The sequence below is a fragment of the Streptomyces sp. NPDC032091 genome (genome assembly GCF_055580265.1).
On sequence record NZ_JBVILR010000034.1, the window covers coordinates 61,498 to 76,749 of the forward strand.

The following is a 15,252-nucleotide window of genomic DNA, read 5'->3' on the forward strand; positions in this document are numbered from 1 at the left end:
GTAGCTCACTCACCCCTCTTTTGGGAGGCTCCTCGCCTCCGGGGCGCCGGAGCCCGGCCCACGGGCGCGTCCCGTCGGATCGAAGCCCCGTGCCCGCTTCGGCCGGACAGGGGACGCGCGCGGCCGGGCCCCCATGACCCAGGGTCTACCTCACCTGTCGCAGGTGCACCACGTCGCCCGCGCCGACCGCCACCCGCTCCCCCTCGGCGGTCCGGATCACCAGGTGCCCGTCGGTGTCCAGCGCCTCGGCCGTCCCGGTGAGCTCCCGGCCCCCCGGCAGGTCGGCCCGGACGTGCCGGCCGAGCGTGGCGCAGCCCGCCGCGTACGTCTCCTGGAGCCCGCTGTCCCCCGGGTCGCCGGCGGCGTCGCGCCAGCGCCCGTACCACTCCTCCAGGGACCGCAGCACGGCCTTCAACAGCGGTTCCCGGTCCGTGACCGTGGCCTTCGCGAGGCTCAGGGAGCCCGCCTGCGGTACGGGGAGCTCGTCCTCGGTGAGGGTCACGTTGAGGCCGATCCCGATGACCACCCCGTCGCCCACCCGCTCGGCGAGGATCCCGCCGGCCTTGCGCTCCTCGCCCTCGACCGTCACCAGCAGGTCGTTGGGCCACTTGAGCAGCGTGTCCACGCCCGCCGCCCGTGACAGCCCGGTCGCGGTGGCCACGCCGGCGAGCAGGGTCAGCCACGCCCACCGCTCCTCGGGCACGCCCGGCCCCGGCTTGAGCAGCACGGAGAAGAACAGCCCCGACCGCGCCGGCGCGACCCAGCTCCGGTCGAGCCGCCCCCGTCCGGCGGTCTGCTCCTCGGCCACCAGCACGGCCCCCTCGGGCAGCTCGGCGGCCCGCGCGGCGAGATCGGTGTTGGTGGACCCGGTGGAAGGAACGACCTCAAGCGAGGCCCACAGCCCACCCCCGGCGACGAGGGCCCTGTGCAGTGCTGCCGCATTGAGCGGGGGCCGGTCCAGGCTCGACCAGCGTCCGGCTCCCGCAGCGGCTGAAGCGTCTGATGCCATGAGCAATTCCTTCGGTCGCCGTACGTGATCCCTTGACCCGGGATTGTGTTCGGATCGTGACCGACCTTAGCTTCCGGGCCGTGGGGAACTCCGCAGTGAAGAGGGCATTCAAGTTCCGTTTCTACCCGGACGCCGACCAGTCGGCCGAGCTGTCACGAACCTTCGGGTGCGTGCGCAAGGTGTACAACCTCGCCCTCGCCGCCCGCAGCGAGGCCTGGGCACGGCGGGAACGCATCGGGTACGACCAGACCTCGTCGATGCTCACGCGTTGGAAGCGGACGCAGGAACTCGCCTACCTGGGAGAGGTGTCCTGCGTTCCCCTGCAGCAGGCCCTGCGGCATCTGCACAGCGCCTTCGCCGCCTTCTGGGCCAAGCGGGCCCGGTACCCGCGCCACAAGTCCAAGCGGAGGTCCCGGGCAAGCGCCGAGTACACCCGCTCCGCCTTCCGCTTCCGGGACGGGCAGCTGACACTGGCCAAAATGACGGCTCCGTTGGCCGTCGTCTGGTCCCGCCCGCTGCCCGAGGCCGCAGAGCCGACCACCGTCACCGTCTCCCGCGACCCCGCCGGCCGCTGGTTCGTCTCGATGCTGTTCGACTCCGCACCCACCCCGATGCCGGCAGCGACGGCGGCGGTCGGGATCGATGTCGGGCTGACGGCGCTCGTCACGCTCTCCACCGGCGAGAAGGTGCCCGACCCGAAGCACGAACGCAGGGACCGGGAGCGGCTGGCCCGCGCACAGCGGGCCCTGTCGCGGAAGGACAAGGGCTCGGCGAACAGGGCCAAGGCCCGCCTCCGCGTAGCGCGGATCCACGCCCGGATCGCGGACCGGCGCCGCGACCACCTGCACCGACTGACGACTCGGCTCGTGCGCGACAACCAAACGCTCGTGATCGAGGACATCACCGTCCGCAACCTGCTCAAGAACCGTCGCCTGGCCCGTGCCATCAGTGGCGCGGCCTGGCGGGAGCTGCGGGCGATGCTGGAGTACAAGGCGGCCTGGTACGGCCGCACCCTGATCATCGTCGACCGGTGGTTTCCCAGCTCCAAGCTCTGCTCGGTCTGCGGTGCGCTCGCCGCCGAGATGCCCCTGGACGTCCGCGCATGGACGTGTACGGGCTGTGGGACCACCCACGACCGGGACGGGAACGCAGCCGTCAACCTCCTGGCCGCCGGGCTGGCGGTCATCGCCTGTGGAGCGGGCGTAAGACCCCGCCGGGATCCCTCCCGGCCGGGGCGGCGCGCGGTGAAGCAGGAAGCCCCCACCCGCGAGGGTGCACCGTCTCCCCTTAGGGAAGGCGGCAAGGCCAAGCAACCCAATGTAGGTGTGTCAAACGCCGCACTGCCGAGCGCCATGCCCGCCGATACGCTACGCACCAGTAGCCAGCAGCAGTCAATCAATTGACCAGGCAGTTGACACCACACAGGGAGCCGCGACCCCGATGTCCCAACCCTCAGAGCCGATCGACATGCACACGACCGCGGGCAAGCTCGCGGATCTGCGGCGCCGAGTCGAGGAAGCCACGCACGCCGGTTCCGAGCGCGCCGTCGAGAAGCAGCACGCCAAGGGCAAGCTGACGGCACGTGAGCGGGTGGCGTTGCTGCTGGACGAGGGGTCGTTCGTCGAGCTGGACGAGTTCGCCCGGCACCGGTCGACCAACTTCGGCCTGGAGAAGACCCGCCCCTACGGCGACGGCGTCGTCACCGGCTACGGCACGGTCGACGGCCGGCCGGTGGCCGTGTTCTCGCAGGACTTCACCGTCTTCGGCGGGGCCCTCGGCGAGGTCTACGGCCAGAAGATCATCAAGGTGATGGACTTCGCGCTGAAGACCGGCTGCCCGGTCGTCGGCATCAACGACTCCGGCGGCGCCCGCATCCAGGAGGGCGTCAGCGCGCTGGGCATGTACGGCGAGATCTTCCGCCGCAACGTCCACGCCTCCGGCGTGATCCCGCAGATCAGCCTGGTCGTCGGCCCCTGCGCCGGCGGCGCCGTCTACTCTCCGGCCATCACCGACTTCACGGTCATGGTCGACCAGACCTCGCACATGTTCATCACCGGCCCGGACGTCATCAAGACGGTCACCGGTGAGGACGTCGGCTTCGAGGAGCTGGGCGGTGCGCGCACCCACAACTCCACCTCGGGCGTGGCGCACCACATGGCGGGCGACGAGAAGGACGCCATCGAGTACGTGAAGTCGCTCCTCGCGTACCTGCCGTCGAACAACCTGTCCGAGCCCCCGGCCTTCCCGGAGGAGGCGGACACCGAGGTCTCCGACGCCGACCTCGAACTCGACGTCCTGATCCCGGACAGTGCGAACCAGCCGTACGACATGCACACTGTGATTGAGCACGTGCTGGACGACGGGGAGTTCCTGGAGACGCAGTCCCTGTTCGCCCCGAACATCCTCACCGGCTTCGGCCGCGTCGAGGGACACCCGGTGGGCGTGGTCGCCAACCAGCCGATGCAGTTCGCCGGCTGCCTGGACATCAACGCCTCGGAGAAGGCCGCCCGCTTCGTGCGGACCTGCGACGCCTTCAACATCCCGGTCCTGACGTTCGTCGACGTGCCGGGCTTCCTCCCGGGCACCGACCAGGAGTACAACGGAATCATCCGGCGCGGGGCGAAGCTGATCTACGCCTACGCCGAGGCCACCGTCCCCCTCATCACCGTCATCACCCGCAAGGCCTTCGGCGGCGCCTACGACGTCATGGGCTCCAAGCACCTCGGCGCGGACCTGAACCTGGCCTGGCCGACCGCCCAGATCGCCGTCATGGGCGCGCAGGGCGCGGTGAACATCCTGCACCGGCGCACGATCGCGGAAGCCGCTCCGGAGGAGGTGGAGGAGACCAGGGCCCGGCTCATCACCGAGTACGAGGACACCCTGCTCAACCCGTACACCGCCGCCGAGCGCGGGTACGTCGACGCGGTGACCATGCCGTCCGAGACCCGCGCCCACGTGGTGAAGGGGCTGCGGCAGCTGCGCACCAAGCGGGAGTCGCTGCCCCCGAAGAAGCACGGCAACATCCCCCTCTAGGTTCCCGAGGAGCTCACAGTGATGATCAAGGTCGTCAAGGGCAACCCGACCCCCGAGGAGCTGGCCGCCGCACTGGCGGTGGTCCACGCGCGCGCGGCGGCGCTTGCCTCCGCGCCGTCGGGCGCGCCCCGGGTCCCGGACGAGTGGGCGGCGCCGGCCCGGGTGGCCCGCCGGCACGCGCCGCGGCCCGGGCCGCGGGCGTGGGGGCGTACGTACTGGCCCCACCAGGCCTGAACCCGCGCATCGCCCGCGGAATATGGCGCGAACGGACGGTGGCGCCTGAGTACTCGTACTCAGGCGCCACCGGCGTGCCGGGGCAAGGATCGGAGCATGCTCTGGTCAGACCCGAAGGACGAGCCGCCGAAGGACATGCGCGACGTCCAGGCGATGCTGCGGCGGATGCTGGTGGTGCTGCTGGTGGCGACGGTGGTGGGCGTCTACGTCCTGGGCGTGGCCCCGTTCCGGGCTGGCTAGGCTGGCCCCCATGACCGTACGCACGCTCGTCCTCGCTTCCGCCTCCCCCGCCCGGCTGAACCTGCTGCGGCAGGCCGGGCTGGCCCCGCACGTGATCGTCAGCGGCTTCGACGAGGACACGCTGGACCACGACGAGCCGGCCGAGCTGGCGCTGGCCCTGGCCGAGGCCAAGGCGGGCGTGGTGGCGGAGCTGCCGGAGGCCGCGGGCGCGCTGGTGGTCGGCTGCGACTCGGTGCTGGAGCTGGACGGCGAGGCGCTGGGCAAGCCGGCCGACGCGGCGGAGGCCACGGCCCGCTGGAAGTCGATGCGCGGGCGGTCGGGCGTCCTGCGCACGGGGCACTGCGTGATCGACACGGCGACGGGGCGTCAGGTCTCGGCGACGGCCTCGACGACGGTCCGCTTCGGCGAGCCGACGGACGCGGAGGTGGCGGCGTACGTGGAGAGCGGCGAGCCGCTGCACGTGGCCGGGGCGTTCACCCTGGACGGGCTGTCGTCCGCGTTCATCGACGGCATCGACGGGGACCCGGGCAACGTCATCGGCCTGTCGATGCCGCTGCTGCGCTCCCTGCTGGGCGAACTGGACGTGTCCATCACGGACTTGTGGGTCTGAGCCCCGGCTCCGGCGGTCCCGCAGGGTCCCCGTGGAGGATCAGGGCGCCCACGACCAGGCAGAAGACCGCCATGATCGCCGCGAAGGCGCCCCAGCCGACGAGCGCGGCGGCGAGGGCACCGAGGACCACGTGGGTGACGGCGGCGGCGACGAGGACCACCCGGGCGGTACGGCCGGGCGGGTGGTCGCGCAGCGCGGCGACGGCGAGGAGTAGGGCGGTCAGCAGGAGGAAGGCCCCGAGGGCCGCTCCCATCCCGTACGTCGCCGTGGCCATGACGTCCGGGTCGCTGCCGGCGACCGACATCGACTGACCGGCCGTCGCCCGGCCGAGCACCAGATGGACGACCACGAGCACCGCCGCCTCGGCGACGAGCGCGAGCGCGCCCAGCCCCGCCACGAGTCTGCGCAGCACGACGCCCCCATCCCTCCCACGCCACAAGCGTGTTCGACGCCACGGAGGCTACTAACGAGTAAACCCGTGGACAAGGGGTTCGGGCCGCTCCGTTACGGGACGGGGGCCGTGACGGCTCTCACGCAAAGATTGCCTAGGCCGTTCGTAGGGACTCCACAAAGAATCGACGGGGGCCGCTGACCCGCCGAACAGAGACCTTCCACGCGCCACGGGGTTACTGTGCAGTCGGGGATCTCCCTGACCTGGGGCGACACAAGGGTTTTCACACTCAAGGGGCACTCGCATCACGCTCTGTGTGGGCAAGCTCACCACCGGGGAAGGGTCGTAAGGCCGTGTCGGCAGTCCCTAAACTCAGCTTGTTTCAAGGAGGGAGCCATCGTGCGCAAGGTGCTCATCGCCAACCGTGGCGAAATCGCTGTCCGCGTTGCTCGGGCCTGCCGGGACGCCGGGATCGCGAGCGTAGCCGTCTACGCCGATCCGGACCGGGACGCTCTGCACGTCCGCGCGGCAGACGAAGCTTTCGCGTTGGGCGGTGACACCCCTGCGGCCAGCTACCTCGACATCGGCAAGGTCCTGCAGGCCGCCGCCGACTCGGGTGCGGACGCCATCCACCCCGGATACGGCTTCCTGTCCGAGAACGCCGAATTCGCCCAGGCCGTCATCGACGCGGGCCTGACCTGGATCGGCCCGCCGCCGCAGGCCATCCGCGACCTCGGCGACAAGGTGGCCGCCCGTCACATCGCCCAGCGCGCCGGCGCCCCGCTCGTCGCGGGCACCCCCGACCCGGTCTCCGGGGCGGAGGAGGTCGTCGCCTTCGCCGAGGAGCACGGGCTGCCCATCGCCATCAAGGCCGCCTTCGGCGGCGGCGGCCGCGGCCTGAAGGTCGCCCGCACGCTGGACGAGGTCCCCGAGCTGTACGAGTCCGCCGTGCGCGAGGCCGTGGCCGCCTTCGGCCGCGGCGAGTGCTTCGTCGAGCGCTACCTCGACAAGCCGCGCCACGTCGAGACCCAGTGCCTGGCCGACTCCCACGGCAACGTGGTCGTCGTCTCCACGCGTGACTGCTCGCTCCAGCGCCGCCACCAGAAGCTCGTGGAGGAGGCCCCGGCCCCCTTCCTGTCCGAGGCCCAGACCGCCGAGCTCTACGCCGCGTCCAAGGCCATCCTCAAGGAGGCCGGCTACGTCGGCGCGGGCACCGTCGAGTTCCTCGTCGGCACCGACGGCACGATCTCCTTCCTGGAGGTCAACACCCGCCTCCAGGTCGAGCACCCGGTGACCGAGGAGGTCGCCGGCATCGACCTGGTCCGCGAGATGTTCCGCATCGCCGACGGCGAGGAGCTCGGCTACGGGGACCCGGTCCTGCGCGGCCACTCCTTCGAGTTCCGCATCAACGGCGAGGACCCGGGCCGGGGCTTCCTGCCCGCCCCGGGCACCGTCACCCGGTTCGACGCCCCGAGCGGCCCGGGCGTCCGCCTGGACGCCGGCGTGGAGTCCGGCTCGGTGATCGGCCCCGCCTGGGACTCGCTCCTCGCCAAGCTGATCGTCACCGGCGCCACCCGCGAGCAGGCCCTCCAGCGTGCCGCGCGCGCCCTGGCGGAGTTCAACGTGGAGGGCATGGCCACCGCCATCCCGTTCCACCGCGCGGTCGTCGCCGACCCCGCCTTCGCCCCGGCCGGCGGCAACCCGTTCACGGTCCACACCCGCTGGATCGAGACCGAGTTCGTCAACGAGATCCCCGCCTTCCAGGCCCCGGCCGCCGAGGACACCGAGGACGAGCCGGGCCGCGAGACGGTCGTCGTCGAGGTCGGCGGCAAGCGGCTGGAGGTCTCCCTCCCGTCCAGCCTGGGCATGACCCTGGCCCGCACGGCCGCCGCGGGCGGCGCCAAGCCGAAGCGCCGCGCGGCCAAGAAGTCCGGCCCGGCCGCCTCCGGCGACACCCTCGCGTCCCCGATGCAGGGCACGATCGTCAAGGTCGCCGTGGAGGAGGGCCAGCAGGTCAACGAGGGCGACCTGATCGTCGTCCTGGAGGCGATGAAGATGGAGCAGCCGCTGAACGCGCACCGCTCCGGCACGATCGTCGGCCTGACGGCCGAGGTCGGGGCGTCGCTCACGTCGGGCGCCACGATCTGCGAGATCAAGGACTGACGCCCCCGCACCTGACGAAGGCCCCCGCCCGGATCACCGGGCGGGGGCCTTCGCCCTTCCCGGGCATCCCCGGGGCCGAGGGCCTTCGCCCTCCGCTACCGCGTCCGGTGCGCTCAAACGCTGCGCGGGCTGGATGTGCGCAGCACATTCCAGCCCCGCCGGCGCTTGAGGCGCGGGGTCTGGGGCGGAGCCCCAGGAGGCCCCGCCCCGCGAAGGCGGCCCACCGCACCGCCGGCCGGTGTCCGACGGGCCGCCCTGGCGGGGACGGCCCGGCGGACACCGGCCGGGGGCGGAACCTACCGCCGCCTCATGTCCGCGACGCGCGCCCGCTCGCCCGCCTGCTGCTCCAGCATCGACGCGGGAGCGCTCCGCAGCTGCGCCGTCGGCCCGCCCCGCCTCTGCACCGGCAGCGGCGCGTCCCGGCGCGGCCTGCGCCCCGGCAGGCCGTCCCCGGCGCCGCCGTGCCCGCCGGAGGCCGGCGCGGCCCCGGCCACGGTGATCTGCACGCCCTGGTCGGCCAGCGCCTGGAGCTCGGTGGCGGCCCGGTCGTCGTGCGGCGGGGGCTCGTCCGTCACGAGCCGCGTCATCACGTCCGTCGGCACCGTCTGGAACATCGTGTCGGTGCCCAGCTTCGTGTGGTCGGCGAGGACCACCACCTCCGCCGCCGCCTGCACCAGCGCCCGGTCCACGCTCGCGGAGAGCATGTTGGACGTGGACAGCCCGCGCTCGGCGGTCAGGCCGCTGCCGGACAGGAAGGCCCGCGAGACCCGCAGCCCCTGGAGGGACTGCTCGGCGCCGCTGCCCACGAGGGCGTAGTTCGACCCGCGCAGCGTGCCGCCGGTCATCACCACCTCCACCCGGTTGGCGTGCGCCAGCGCCTGGGCGACGAGCAGCGAGTTGGTGACGACGGTCAGGCCGGGCACCCGTGCGAGCCGGCGGGCCAGCTCCTGGGTCGTGGTGCCCGCGCCGACGACGACGGCCTCGCCTTCTTCGACGAGGCCGGCCGCGATGTCGGCGATGGCGGTCTTCTCCGCCGTCGCGAGATGGGACTTTTGCGGAAAGCCGGACTCCCGCGTGAAACCGCCCGGCAAGACCGCACCGCCGTGCCGGCGGTCGAGGAGTCCTTCTGCCTCCAGCGCCCGCACGTCCCGCCGTACGGTCACTTCGGAGGTCTGGACGACGCGGGCGAGCTCACGGAGCGAAACCGCCCCGTTGGCACGCACCATTTCGAGGATCAATTGGCGACGTTCAGCAGCGAACACGAAACTGACAGTAACCCCAACGACCGTCTGGTTTCAGCTCCTTGCGCCGGAATACCGAAGTTGTCCATACCGTGGGGCGACTAGTGGTATACGCGTCCGAACGGACACCCGGCGTCCACCGGCCCGCCGCCCCCGGCCCCGCAAACCACCCCCAACCCCGGTGCGAGGAGGGGTGGTTGGTCCGGGATCCGGCGGCCCTACGCCTCTCCGGCGGCCTTGCGCGTGTGCAGCTGACGGGCGACCTCGGCGATCGAACCCGACAGCGAGGGGTACACCGTGAACGCGTTTGCGATCTGCTCGACCGTCAGGTTGTTGTCGACGGCGATCGAGATGGGGTGGATCAGCTCGCTCGCGCGCGGCGAGACGACCACGCCGCCGACCACGATCCCGGTGCCCGGGCGGCAGAACATCTTCACGAACCCGTCCCGGATGCCCTGCATCTTGGCGCGCGGGTTGCGCAGCAGGGGCAGCTTCACGACACGGGCGTCGATCTTCCCGGCGTCCACGTCGGCCTGGGTGTAACCGACCGTGGCGATCTCGGGGTCGGTGAAGACGTTCGAGGAGACGGTCTTCAGGTTCAGCGGGGCCACCGCGTCGCCGAGGAAGTGGTACATCGCGATGCGGCCCTGCATGGCGGCGACGGAGGCCAGCGCGAAGACGCCCGTCACGTCGCCGGCGGCGTACACGCCCGGCGAGGACGTGCGCGAGACCTTGTCGGTCCAGATGTGCCCGGACTCCTTGAGCCGGACCCCGGACTCCTCCAGGTTCATGTCCCGGGTGTTCGGGATCGCGCCGACCGCCATCAGGCAGTGGGTGCCGCTGATGACCCGGCCGTCGGAGAGGGTGACCTCGACCCGGTCGCCGACCCGCTTGGCGGACTCGGCGCGCGAGCGGCCGATGACGTTCATGCCGCGGCGGCGGAAGACGTCCTCCAGGACGGCGGCCGCGTCCGGGTCCTCGCCCGGCAGCACGCGGTCGCGCGAGGACACCAGCGTCACCCGGGAGCCCAGCGCCTGGTAGGCGCCGGCGAACTCGGCGCCGGTGACGCCGGAGCCCACCACGATGAGCTCCTCGGGGAGCTCCTCCAGGTCGTAGACCTGGGTCCAGTTCAGGATCCGCTCGCCGTCGGGCATCGCGTCGGGGATCTCGCGGGGGGTGCCGCCGGTGGCGATCAGCACGGCGTCGGCGGTGAGGATCGTCTCCGTGCCGTCGGCCGCGGTGACGATGACGTCCCGGGTGCCGTCGATGCCCTGCGGGCCGCCGAGCTTGCCGCGGCCGCGCAGGACGCGGGCGCCGGCCCGGGTCACGGACGCGGTGATGTCGTGCGACTGGGCGAGCGCGAGGCGCTTCACGCGCCGGTTGACCTTGCCGAGGTCGACGCCGACGACGCGCGCGGCCTGCTCGATCGGCGGGGTGTCGTCGGCGACGACGATGCCGAGCTCCTCGTACGAGGAGTCGAAGGTGGTCATGACCTCGGCGGTCGCGATGAGGGTCTTGGAGGGCACGCAGTCGGTCAGCACCGACGCCCCGCCCAGACCGTCGCAGTCGACGACGGTCACCTCCGCGCCGAGCTGGGCCCCCACCAGGGCCGCCTCATACCCGCCGGGTCCGCCGCCGATGATCACGATCCGGGTCACGAAAACTCCGCCTCACGTCTGCCCGGCCGGCTGCCGCCCCGGCCGGCGATCCGGGGGGTCTCCCCGGGGGATGCATTCCACGCCCATTGTCCCGCACGCTTCAAGGTGCTCCACTCCCGGTCCCGCGCACGTGTCCCACTCCCGGTCCTGTCATCCGTGCGCCATCCGGGCACGCGTGCCGGGGCGCCCCTCCCGTACCCTCGACCTCATGTCGCTCTACGCCGCGTACGCCGGCAACCTCGACCCGCGGCTGATGACGCGCCGCGCTCCGCATTCGCCGCTGCGCGGCACGGGCTGGATCAACGACTGGCGGCTGACCTTCGGCGGCGAGCAGATGGGCTGGGAAGGCGCGCTCGCCACCATCGTGGAGGCCCCGCGCCAGCAGGTCTTCGTCGCCCTGTACGACATCGCACCGCTGGACGAGGACTCCATGGACCGCTGGGAGGGCGTCGGCCTCGACATCTACCGCCGCATGCGGATCCGGGTCCACACGCTGGACGGCGAGGAGGCCGCCTGGTGCTACGTCCTGAACGGCTACGAGGGCGGCCTCCCCTCGGCGCGCTACCTGGGCGAGATCGCCGACGCGGCGGAATCGGCGGGCGCCCCGCACGACTACGTGATGGAACTCCGCAAGCGCCCCTGCTGACCCGGGGGCCGCAAGGCCCCGTGCCTCTCCTCCGGGACGATTCGGCGGAAACGACAAGGCAACGATCCGAACACCGTGAGCTGTGCCATCTACGCGCGTAGGCGATAAGCGGCTACGCTCATCCGCGTGAACGCATCTGTTACCGACCCCTTCGCCGCCGCCGACGCCGCCGCCGCCCGCCTCCGCGAGCTCACCGGCGTCGAATCCCACGATGTCGCCCTCGTCATGGGCTCCGGCTGGGCCCCCGCCGCAGAGGCGCTCGGCGCGCCCGAGGCCGAGTTCCCGGTCACCGAGCTGCCCGGCTTCCCGCCGCCCGCCGTCGAGGGCCACGGCGGCAAGATCCGCTCGTACAAGATCGGCGACAAGCGCGCGCTGCTCTTCCTCGGCCGGACCCACTTCTACGAGGGCCGCGGCGTCGCCGCCGTCGCCCACGGCGTCCGTACCGCCGTCGCCGCCGGCTGCAAGACCGTCGTCCTCACCAACGGCTGCGGCGGCCTGCGCGAGGGCATGAAGCCCGGCCAGCCCGTCCTGATCAGCGACCACCTCAACCTCACCGCGACCTCGCCGATCGTCGGCGCGAACTTCGTGGACCTCACCGACCTGTACTCGCCGCGCCTGCGCGCGATGTGCAAGGACATCGACGAGACCCTCGAAGAGGGCGTCTACGTCCAGTTCCCCGGCCCGCACTACGAGACCCCGGCCGAGATCAACATGATCCGCGTCATGGGCGCCGACCTGGTCGGCATGTCCACCGTGCTGGAGGCCATCGCCGCCCGCGAGGCCGGCGCCGAGGTGCTCGGCATCTCCCTGGTCACCAACCTGGCCGCGGGCCTGTCCGGCGAGCCGCTCAACCACGAAGAGGTCCTCCAGGCCGGCCGCGACTCCGCCGCCCGCATGGGCACCCTGCTGACGCAGGTCCTCGCCCGCATCTGATCGACGCCGCGACGCGACGATCCGACGACCGACGACCGACGACGTACGAGAGGTAAGGCGGAACCAGTGGAACAGGCACAGGACGACCTGCTCGCCCGGGCGCGGACCTGGCTGGCAGAGGACCCCGACGAGGAGACGGCGGCCGAGCTGCGCGCGCTCATCGAGGCGGGCGACACCGCCGAGCTCGCCGGCCGTTTCTCCGGCACCCTCCAGTTCGGCACCGCCGGGCTGCGCGGGGAGATCGGCGCCGGCCCGATGCGGATGAACCGCTCCGTGGTCATCCGCGCCGCGGCGGGCCTGGCGGCCTACCTGAAGGCCCAGGGCCACGAGGGCGGCCTGGTGGTCGTCGGCTACGACGCCCGCTACAAGTCCGCGGACTTCGCCCGCGACACCGCCGCCGTCATGACGGGCGCCGGCCTGCGCGCGGCCGTCCTGCCCCGCCCCCTCCCCACGCCCGTCCTCGCGTACGCGATAAGGCATCTGGGAGCCGTCGCCGGCGTCGAGGTGACCGCGAGCCACAACCCTCCCCGGGACAACGGCTACAAGGTCTACCTCGGCGACGGCTCGCAGATCGTCTCCCCGGCGGACGCCGAGATCGCGGCGGAGATCGCCGCGATCACCACCCTCGCGTCCGTCCCCCGCCCCGCGGACGGCTGGCTCCAGCTCGACGAGGAGGTCCTGGAGGCCTACCTGGCGCGCACGGACGCCGTCCTGACCCCCGGGTCCCCGCGCGGCGTGCGGACCGTGTACACGGCCATGCACGGCGTCGGCAAGGACGTCGTCATGGCGGCCTTCGCCCGGCACGGCTTCCCCACCCCGGTGCTCGTCGCCGAGCAGGCGGAGCCGGACCCGGCCTTCCCGACGGTCGCCTTCCCCAACCCGGAGGAGCCCGGCGCGATGGACCTGGCCTTCGCGAAGGCCGCCGAGGTCCGCCCGGACATCGTGATCGCCAACGACCCCGACGCGGACCGCTGCGCGGTCGCGGTGCCCGACAACGGCGGCTGGCGCATGCTGCGCGGCGACGAGGTCGGCGCGCTCCTGGCGGCCCACCTGGTCCACAAGGGCGCGCAGGGCGTCTTCGCCGAGTCGATCGTCTCCTCGTCCCTCCTCGGCCGCATCGCCGAGGCGGCGAACCTGGGCTACGAGGAGACCCTCACGGGCTTCAAGTGGATCTCCCGCGTGGACGGCCTGCGCTACGGCTACGAGGAAGCCCTCGGCTACTGCGTGGACCCCGAGGGCGTCCGCGACAAGGACGGCATCACCGCCGCCCTCCTGGTCGCGGAGCTGGCCTCGGAGCTCAAGGAGCAGGGGCGCACCCTGACCGACCTCCTGGACGACCTGGCGATGGCCCACGGCCTCCACCACACCGACCAGCTGTCGGTCCGCGTCGAGGACCTGTCGGTCATCGCGAACGCGATGGCGCGGCTGCGCGCGGAACCCCCGACGGCCCTGGCGGGCCTGCGGGTGGTCTCGGCGGAGGACCTCTCCCAGGGCACGGCGAAGCTCCCGCCCACGGACGGCCTGCGCTACTACCTGGAGGGCGACTACAAGGCCCGGGTCATCTGCCGCCCGTCGGGCACGGAGCCGAAGCTGAAGTGCTACCTGGAGGTCGTGGTCCCGGTGGCCGAAGCCTCGGACCTCGCCCCGGCCCGCGTCCGGGGCCAGGAAGTCCTGGACACGGTGAAGAAGGACCTCGCGGCCGCCATGGGCCTGTAGGCCCCGCCGCCGCCCACCCCACGGCCCCCTCGGCCCCCTCGGCCCCCTCGGCCCCCTCGGCCCCGCCGAGGGGGCCGTGGGCGTTGACCGGTGTCGCGGGGAGGGCGGGGTCCCGGCGGGGCGGTCTCAGGGAGGGGTTGGGGCTTTCCCGTCAGTCTCATCGTCCTTCCGCGTCGGGCCGGCCTGTCAAGGGCGCTCCTTCGTCGCGTCGCTTCGCGATGGCCTTCGGCCACCCTTGACAGACCGTCCCGCCACGGAAAAACGAAGACTGCCGGGAAACCCCCAAAGAAACGGGACGGATGTACATGAGACATCCGGCCGTGTCAGGGAGCAGTCGGGGTGGTCGGGAGCCGGCAGACATCCATTCGGCCCCGACAGTCGCAATCGGGGACGACCTACGCGTCAGATCGCTACGCGCTTCTCTTTGCTTAGCGGCCGCCGTCCGTCTGGGGCCGCTGCCCGCAGGAAACGACGACGGGATCGTCATCCGGGGCCGGTGGGCGCCCCAAATCGCTACGCGCTCCTCATTCCTCGGCGTCCGGCGGCCGTCTGGGGCTGATACCTGCACCAAAGGACGATCAGGACGACATCCGGGCCCTCCGGCGCCCCAGATCGCTACGCGCTGCCCAGGTCTCGGCGTCCGGCGGCCGTCGGCCTCAGCGCACGCTCCACGCACTGATCATGGCGAGGGGGATGCGGAAGGACTCGCCCAGTGCGGCGGGAAGACTGCTGGAGCCGGAGATCAGCTGGCAGCCCTGAAGGTGAAGGAAGGCCGGCGGATACTCGGGGGGCTCCCCGGCCTCGCGGCCGAAGTCCTTGGCGAACCGCTCGTCGGGCAGACCGGTGTCGGCGAGCTCTCCGGCAAGATGCGTCGCCCAGTGCCAATGGGCCGCGATCCGGCCCGTTATCACCACGCCCTGCGCGACGACGGTGATGCGAGGACCTTCACCCTCCGCCTCCGTCCGATTGATCAGATCGATGAGCAAGTCGTCTCGTGTGGTCATGCACCGAACTGTAATGATCACGAAGGCGTCCCCCGCCTTCACACGACTACTCACTGCTCCGGGCGGCCCGGATGCCCGTCTCATCAGCCTTTGGTGCGGGTAGCGGCCCCGGAGGGCGATCCCGTCGTCCTTTCCTGCGGGCAGCGACCCCAGACGGCCGCCGGACGCTAAGCCGGGAGGAGCGCGTAGCGATCTGACGCGTGGGTCGTCCCCGATTGCGCTGGTGAGGGGCCGAATGGATGGCTGCCGGCCCCCGACGACCTCGCCTGGTCCCTGACACGGCCGGATGTCTCAGGTACATCCGTCCCGTTTCTTTGGGGGTTTCCCGGCAGTCTTCGTTTTTCCGTGGCGGGACGGTCTGTCAAGGGTGGCCG

At 72.0% G+C, this 15,252-nt stretch carries 14 protein-coding genes; 9 read left to right on the forward strand and 5 right to left on the reverse strand.

Annotation, left to right across the window (positions count from 1 at the left end):
- Positions 1–145 precede the first annotated feature (145 nt).
- Positions 146–1,009 carry a biotin--[acetyl-CoA-carboxylase] ligase gene (locus ACZ5NJ_RS35295; protein WP_468770521.1) on the reverse strand — a complete coding sequence of 288 codons (864 nt, stop codon included), beginning with the start codon at positions 1,007–1,009 and terminating at the stop codon, positions 146–148.
- 95 nt (positions 1,010–1,104) lie between these two features.
- On the opposite strand from ACZ5NJ_RS35295, the gene ACZ5NJ_RS35300 reads away from it, so the two are divergent.
- From ACZ5NJ_RS35300 to ACZ5NJ_RS35320, 5 genes are all read left to right on the forward strand, one after another.
- The gene (locus ACZ5NJ_RS35300) at positions 1,105–2,412 is read left to right on the forward strand and encodes an RNA-guided endonuclease InsQ/TnpB family protein (protein ID WP_468770523.1); all 1,308 of its coding nucleotides are present in this window, start codon (positions 1,105–1,107) and stop codon (positions 2,410–2,412) included.
- Positions 2,413–2,449: 37 nt separating this feature from the next.
- Positions 2,450–4,042, forward strand: coding sequence for an acyl-CoA carboxylase subunit beta (locus tag ACZ5NJ_RS35305; RefSeq protein ID WP_468770525.1), 1,593 nt, complete (start codon positions 2,450–2,452; stop codon positions 4,040–4,042).
- A gap of 21 nt (positions 4,043–4,063) precedes the next feature.
- Positions 4,064–4,276, forward strand: a complete 213-nt coding sequence (locus tag ACZ5NJ_RS35310; protein WP_468770527.1) for an acyl-CoA carboxylase epsilon subunit — start codon at positions 4,064–4,066, stop codon at positions 4,274–4,276.
- Positions 4,277–4,372: 96 nt separating this feature from the next.
- Positions 4,373–4,516, forward strand: a complete 144-nt coding sequence (gene mmpB, locus ACZ5NJ_RS35315) for a morphogenic membrane protein MmpB (protein ID WP_468770529.1) — start codon at positions 4,373–4,375, stop codon at positions 4,514–4,516.
- 1 nt (position 4,517) lies between these two features.
- Complete coding sequence (locus tag ACZ5NJ_RS35320) at positions 4,518–5,126, forward strand: Maf family protein (RefSeq protein ID WP_468770547.1); 609 nt, start codon at positions 4,518–4,520, stop codon at positions 5,124–5,126.
- Here the strand turns inward: ACZ5NJ_RS35320 and ACZ5NJ_RS35325 are convergent.
- Positions 5,107–5,538: a hypothetical protein gene (locus ACZ5NJ_RS35325; RefSeq protein WP_468770531.1), complete on the reverse strand. Its 432-nt coding sequence runs from the start codon at positions 5,536–5,538 to the stop codon at positions 5,107–5,109. The genes ACZ5NJ_RS35320 and ACZ5NJ_RS35325 overlap by 20 nt on opposite strands.
- A 378-nt stretch (positions 5,539–5,916) precedes the next feature.
- Between ACZ5NJ_RS35325 and ACZ5NJ_RS35330 the strand changes: the two genes are divergently transcribed.
- Complete coding sequence (locus ACZ5NJ_RS35330; RefSeq protein WP_468770533.1) at positions 5,917–7,680, forward strand: acetyl/propionyl/methylcrotonyl-CoA carboxylase subunit alpha; 1,764 nt, start codon at positions 5,917–5,919, stop codon at positions 7,678–7,680.
- Positions 7,681–7,976: 296 nt separating this feature from the next.
- Here ACZ5NJ_RS35330 and ACZ5NJ_RS35335 read toward each other — a convergent pair whose 3' ends face one another.
- On the reverse strand, positions 7,977–8,942 hold the full coding sequence (locus tag ACZ5NJ_RS35335; protein ID WP_468770535.1) for a DeoR/GlpR family DNA-binding transcription regulator: 966 nt from the start codon (positions 8,940–8,942) through the stop codon (positions 7,977–7,979).
- 197 nt (positions 8,943–9,139) lie between these two features.
- Positions 9,140–10,579 carry an NAD(P)H-quinone dehydrogenase gene (locus ACZ5NJ_RS35340; protein ID WP_365150868.1) on the reverse strand — a complete coding sequence of 480 codons (1,440 nt, stop codon included), beginning with the start codon at positions 10,577–10,579 and terminating at the stop codon, positions 9,140–9,142.
- A gap of 208 nt (positions 10,580–10,787) precedes the next feature.
- Between ACZ5NJ_RS35340 and ACZ5NJ_RS35345 the strand changes: the two genes are divergently transcribed.
- The 3 genes from ACZ5NJ_RS35345 to ACZ5NJ_RS35355 all read left to right on the forward strand — a co-directional run bounded on the left by ACZ5NJ_RS35345 (position 10,788) and on the right by ACZ5NJ_RS35355 (position 13,874).
- Positions 10,788–11,225 (forward strand): gamma-glutamylcyclotransferase family protein, encoded by a 438-nt coding sequence (locus tag ACZ5NJ_RS35345; protein ID WP_007266087.1) that lies wholly within the window; start codon positions 10,788–10,790, stop codon positions 11,223–11,225.
- A 126-nt stretch (positions 11,226–11,351) separates the two neighbouring features.
- Positions 11,352–12,158, forward strand: a complete 807-nt coding sequence (locus ACZ5NJ_RS35350; protein WP_468770537.1) for a purine-nucleoside phosphorylase — start codon at positions 11,352–11,354, stop codon at positions 12,156–12,158.
- Between the two features lie 66 nt (positions 12,159–12,224).
- Entirely contained in the window at positions 12,225–13,874 is a 1,650-nt protein-coding gene (locus ACZ5NJ_RS35355; RefSeq protein ID WP_468770539.1) for a phospho-sugar mutase, read from the forward strand.
- A gap of 656 nt (positions 13,875–14,530) precedes the next feature.
- Here the strand turns inward: ACZ5NJ_RS35355 and ACZ5NJ_RS35360 are convergent.
- Complete coding sequence (locus ACZ5NJ_RS35360; protein ID WP_468770541.1) at positions 14,531–14,878, reverse strand: hypothetical protein; 348 nt, start codon at positions 14,876–14,878, stop codon at positions 14,531–14,533.
- Between the last annotated feature and the right edge of the window lie 374 nt (positions 14,879–15,252).

What these genes read in the sequence shown, in the direction of transcription:
- ACZ5NJ_RS35295 (WP_468770521.1), bottom strand. Translation starts at nt 1,009, where the DNA reads ATGGCATCAGACGCTTCAGCCGCTGCGGGAGCCGGACGCTGGTCGAGC.
- ACZ5NJ_RS35305 (WP_468770525.1), top strand. Translation starts at nt 2,450, where the DNA reads ATGTCCCAACCCTCAGAGCCGATCGACATGCACACGACCGCGGGCAAG.
- ACZ5NJ_RS35310 (WP_468770527.1), top strand. Translation starts at nt 4,064, where the DNA reads ATGATCAAGGTCGTCAAGGGCAACCCGACCCCCGAGGAGCTGGCCGCC.
- mmpB (WP_468770529.1), top strand. Translation starts at nt 4,373, where the DNA reads ATGCTCTGGTCAGACCCGAAGGACGAGCCGCCGAAGGACATGCGCGAC.
- ACZ5NJ_RS35345 (WP_007266087.1), top strand. Translation starts at nt 10,788, where the DNA reads ATGTCGCTCTACGCCGCGTACGCCGGCAACCTCGACCCGCGGCTGATG.
- ACZ5NJ_RS35360 (WP_468770541.1), bottom strand. Translation starts at nt 14,878, where the DNA reads ATGACCACACGAGACGACTTGCTCATCGATCTGATCAATCGGACGGAG.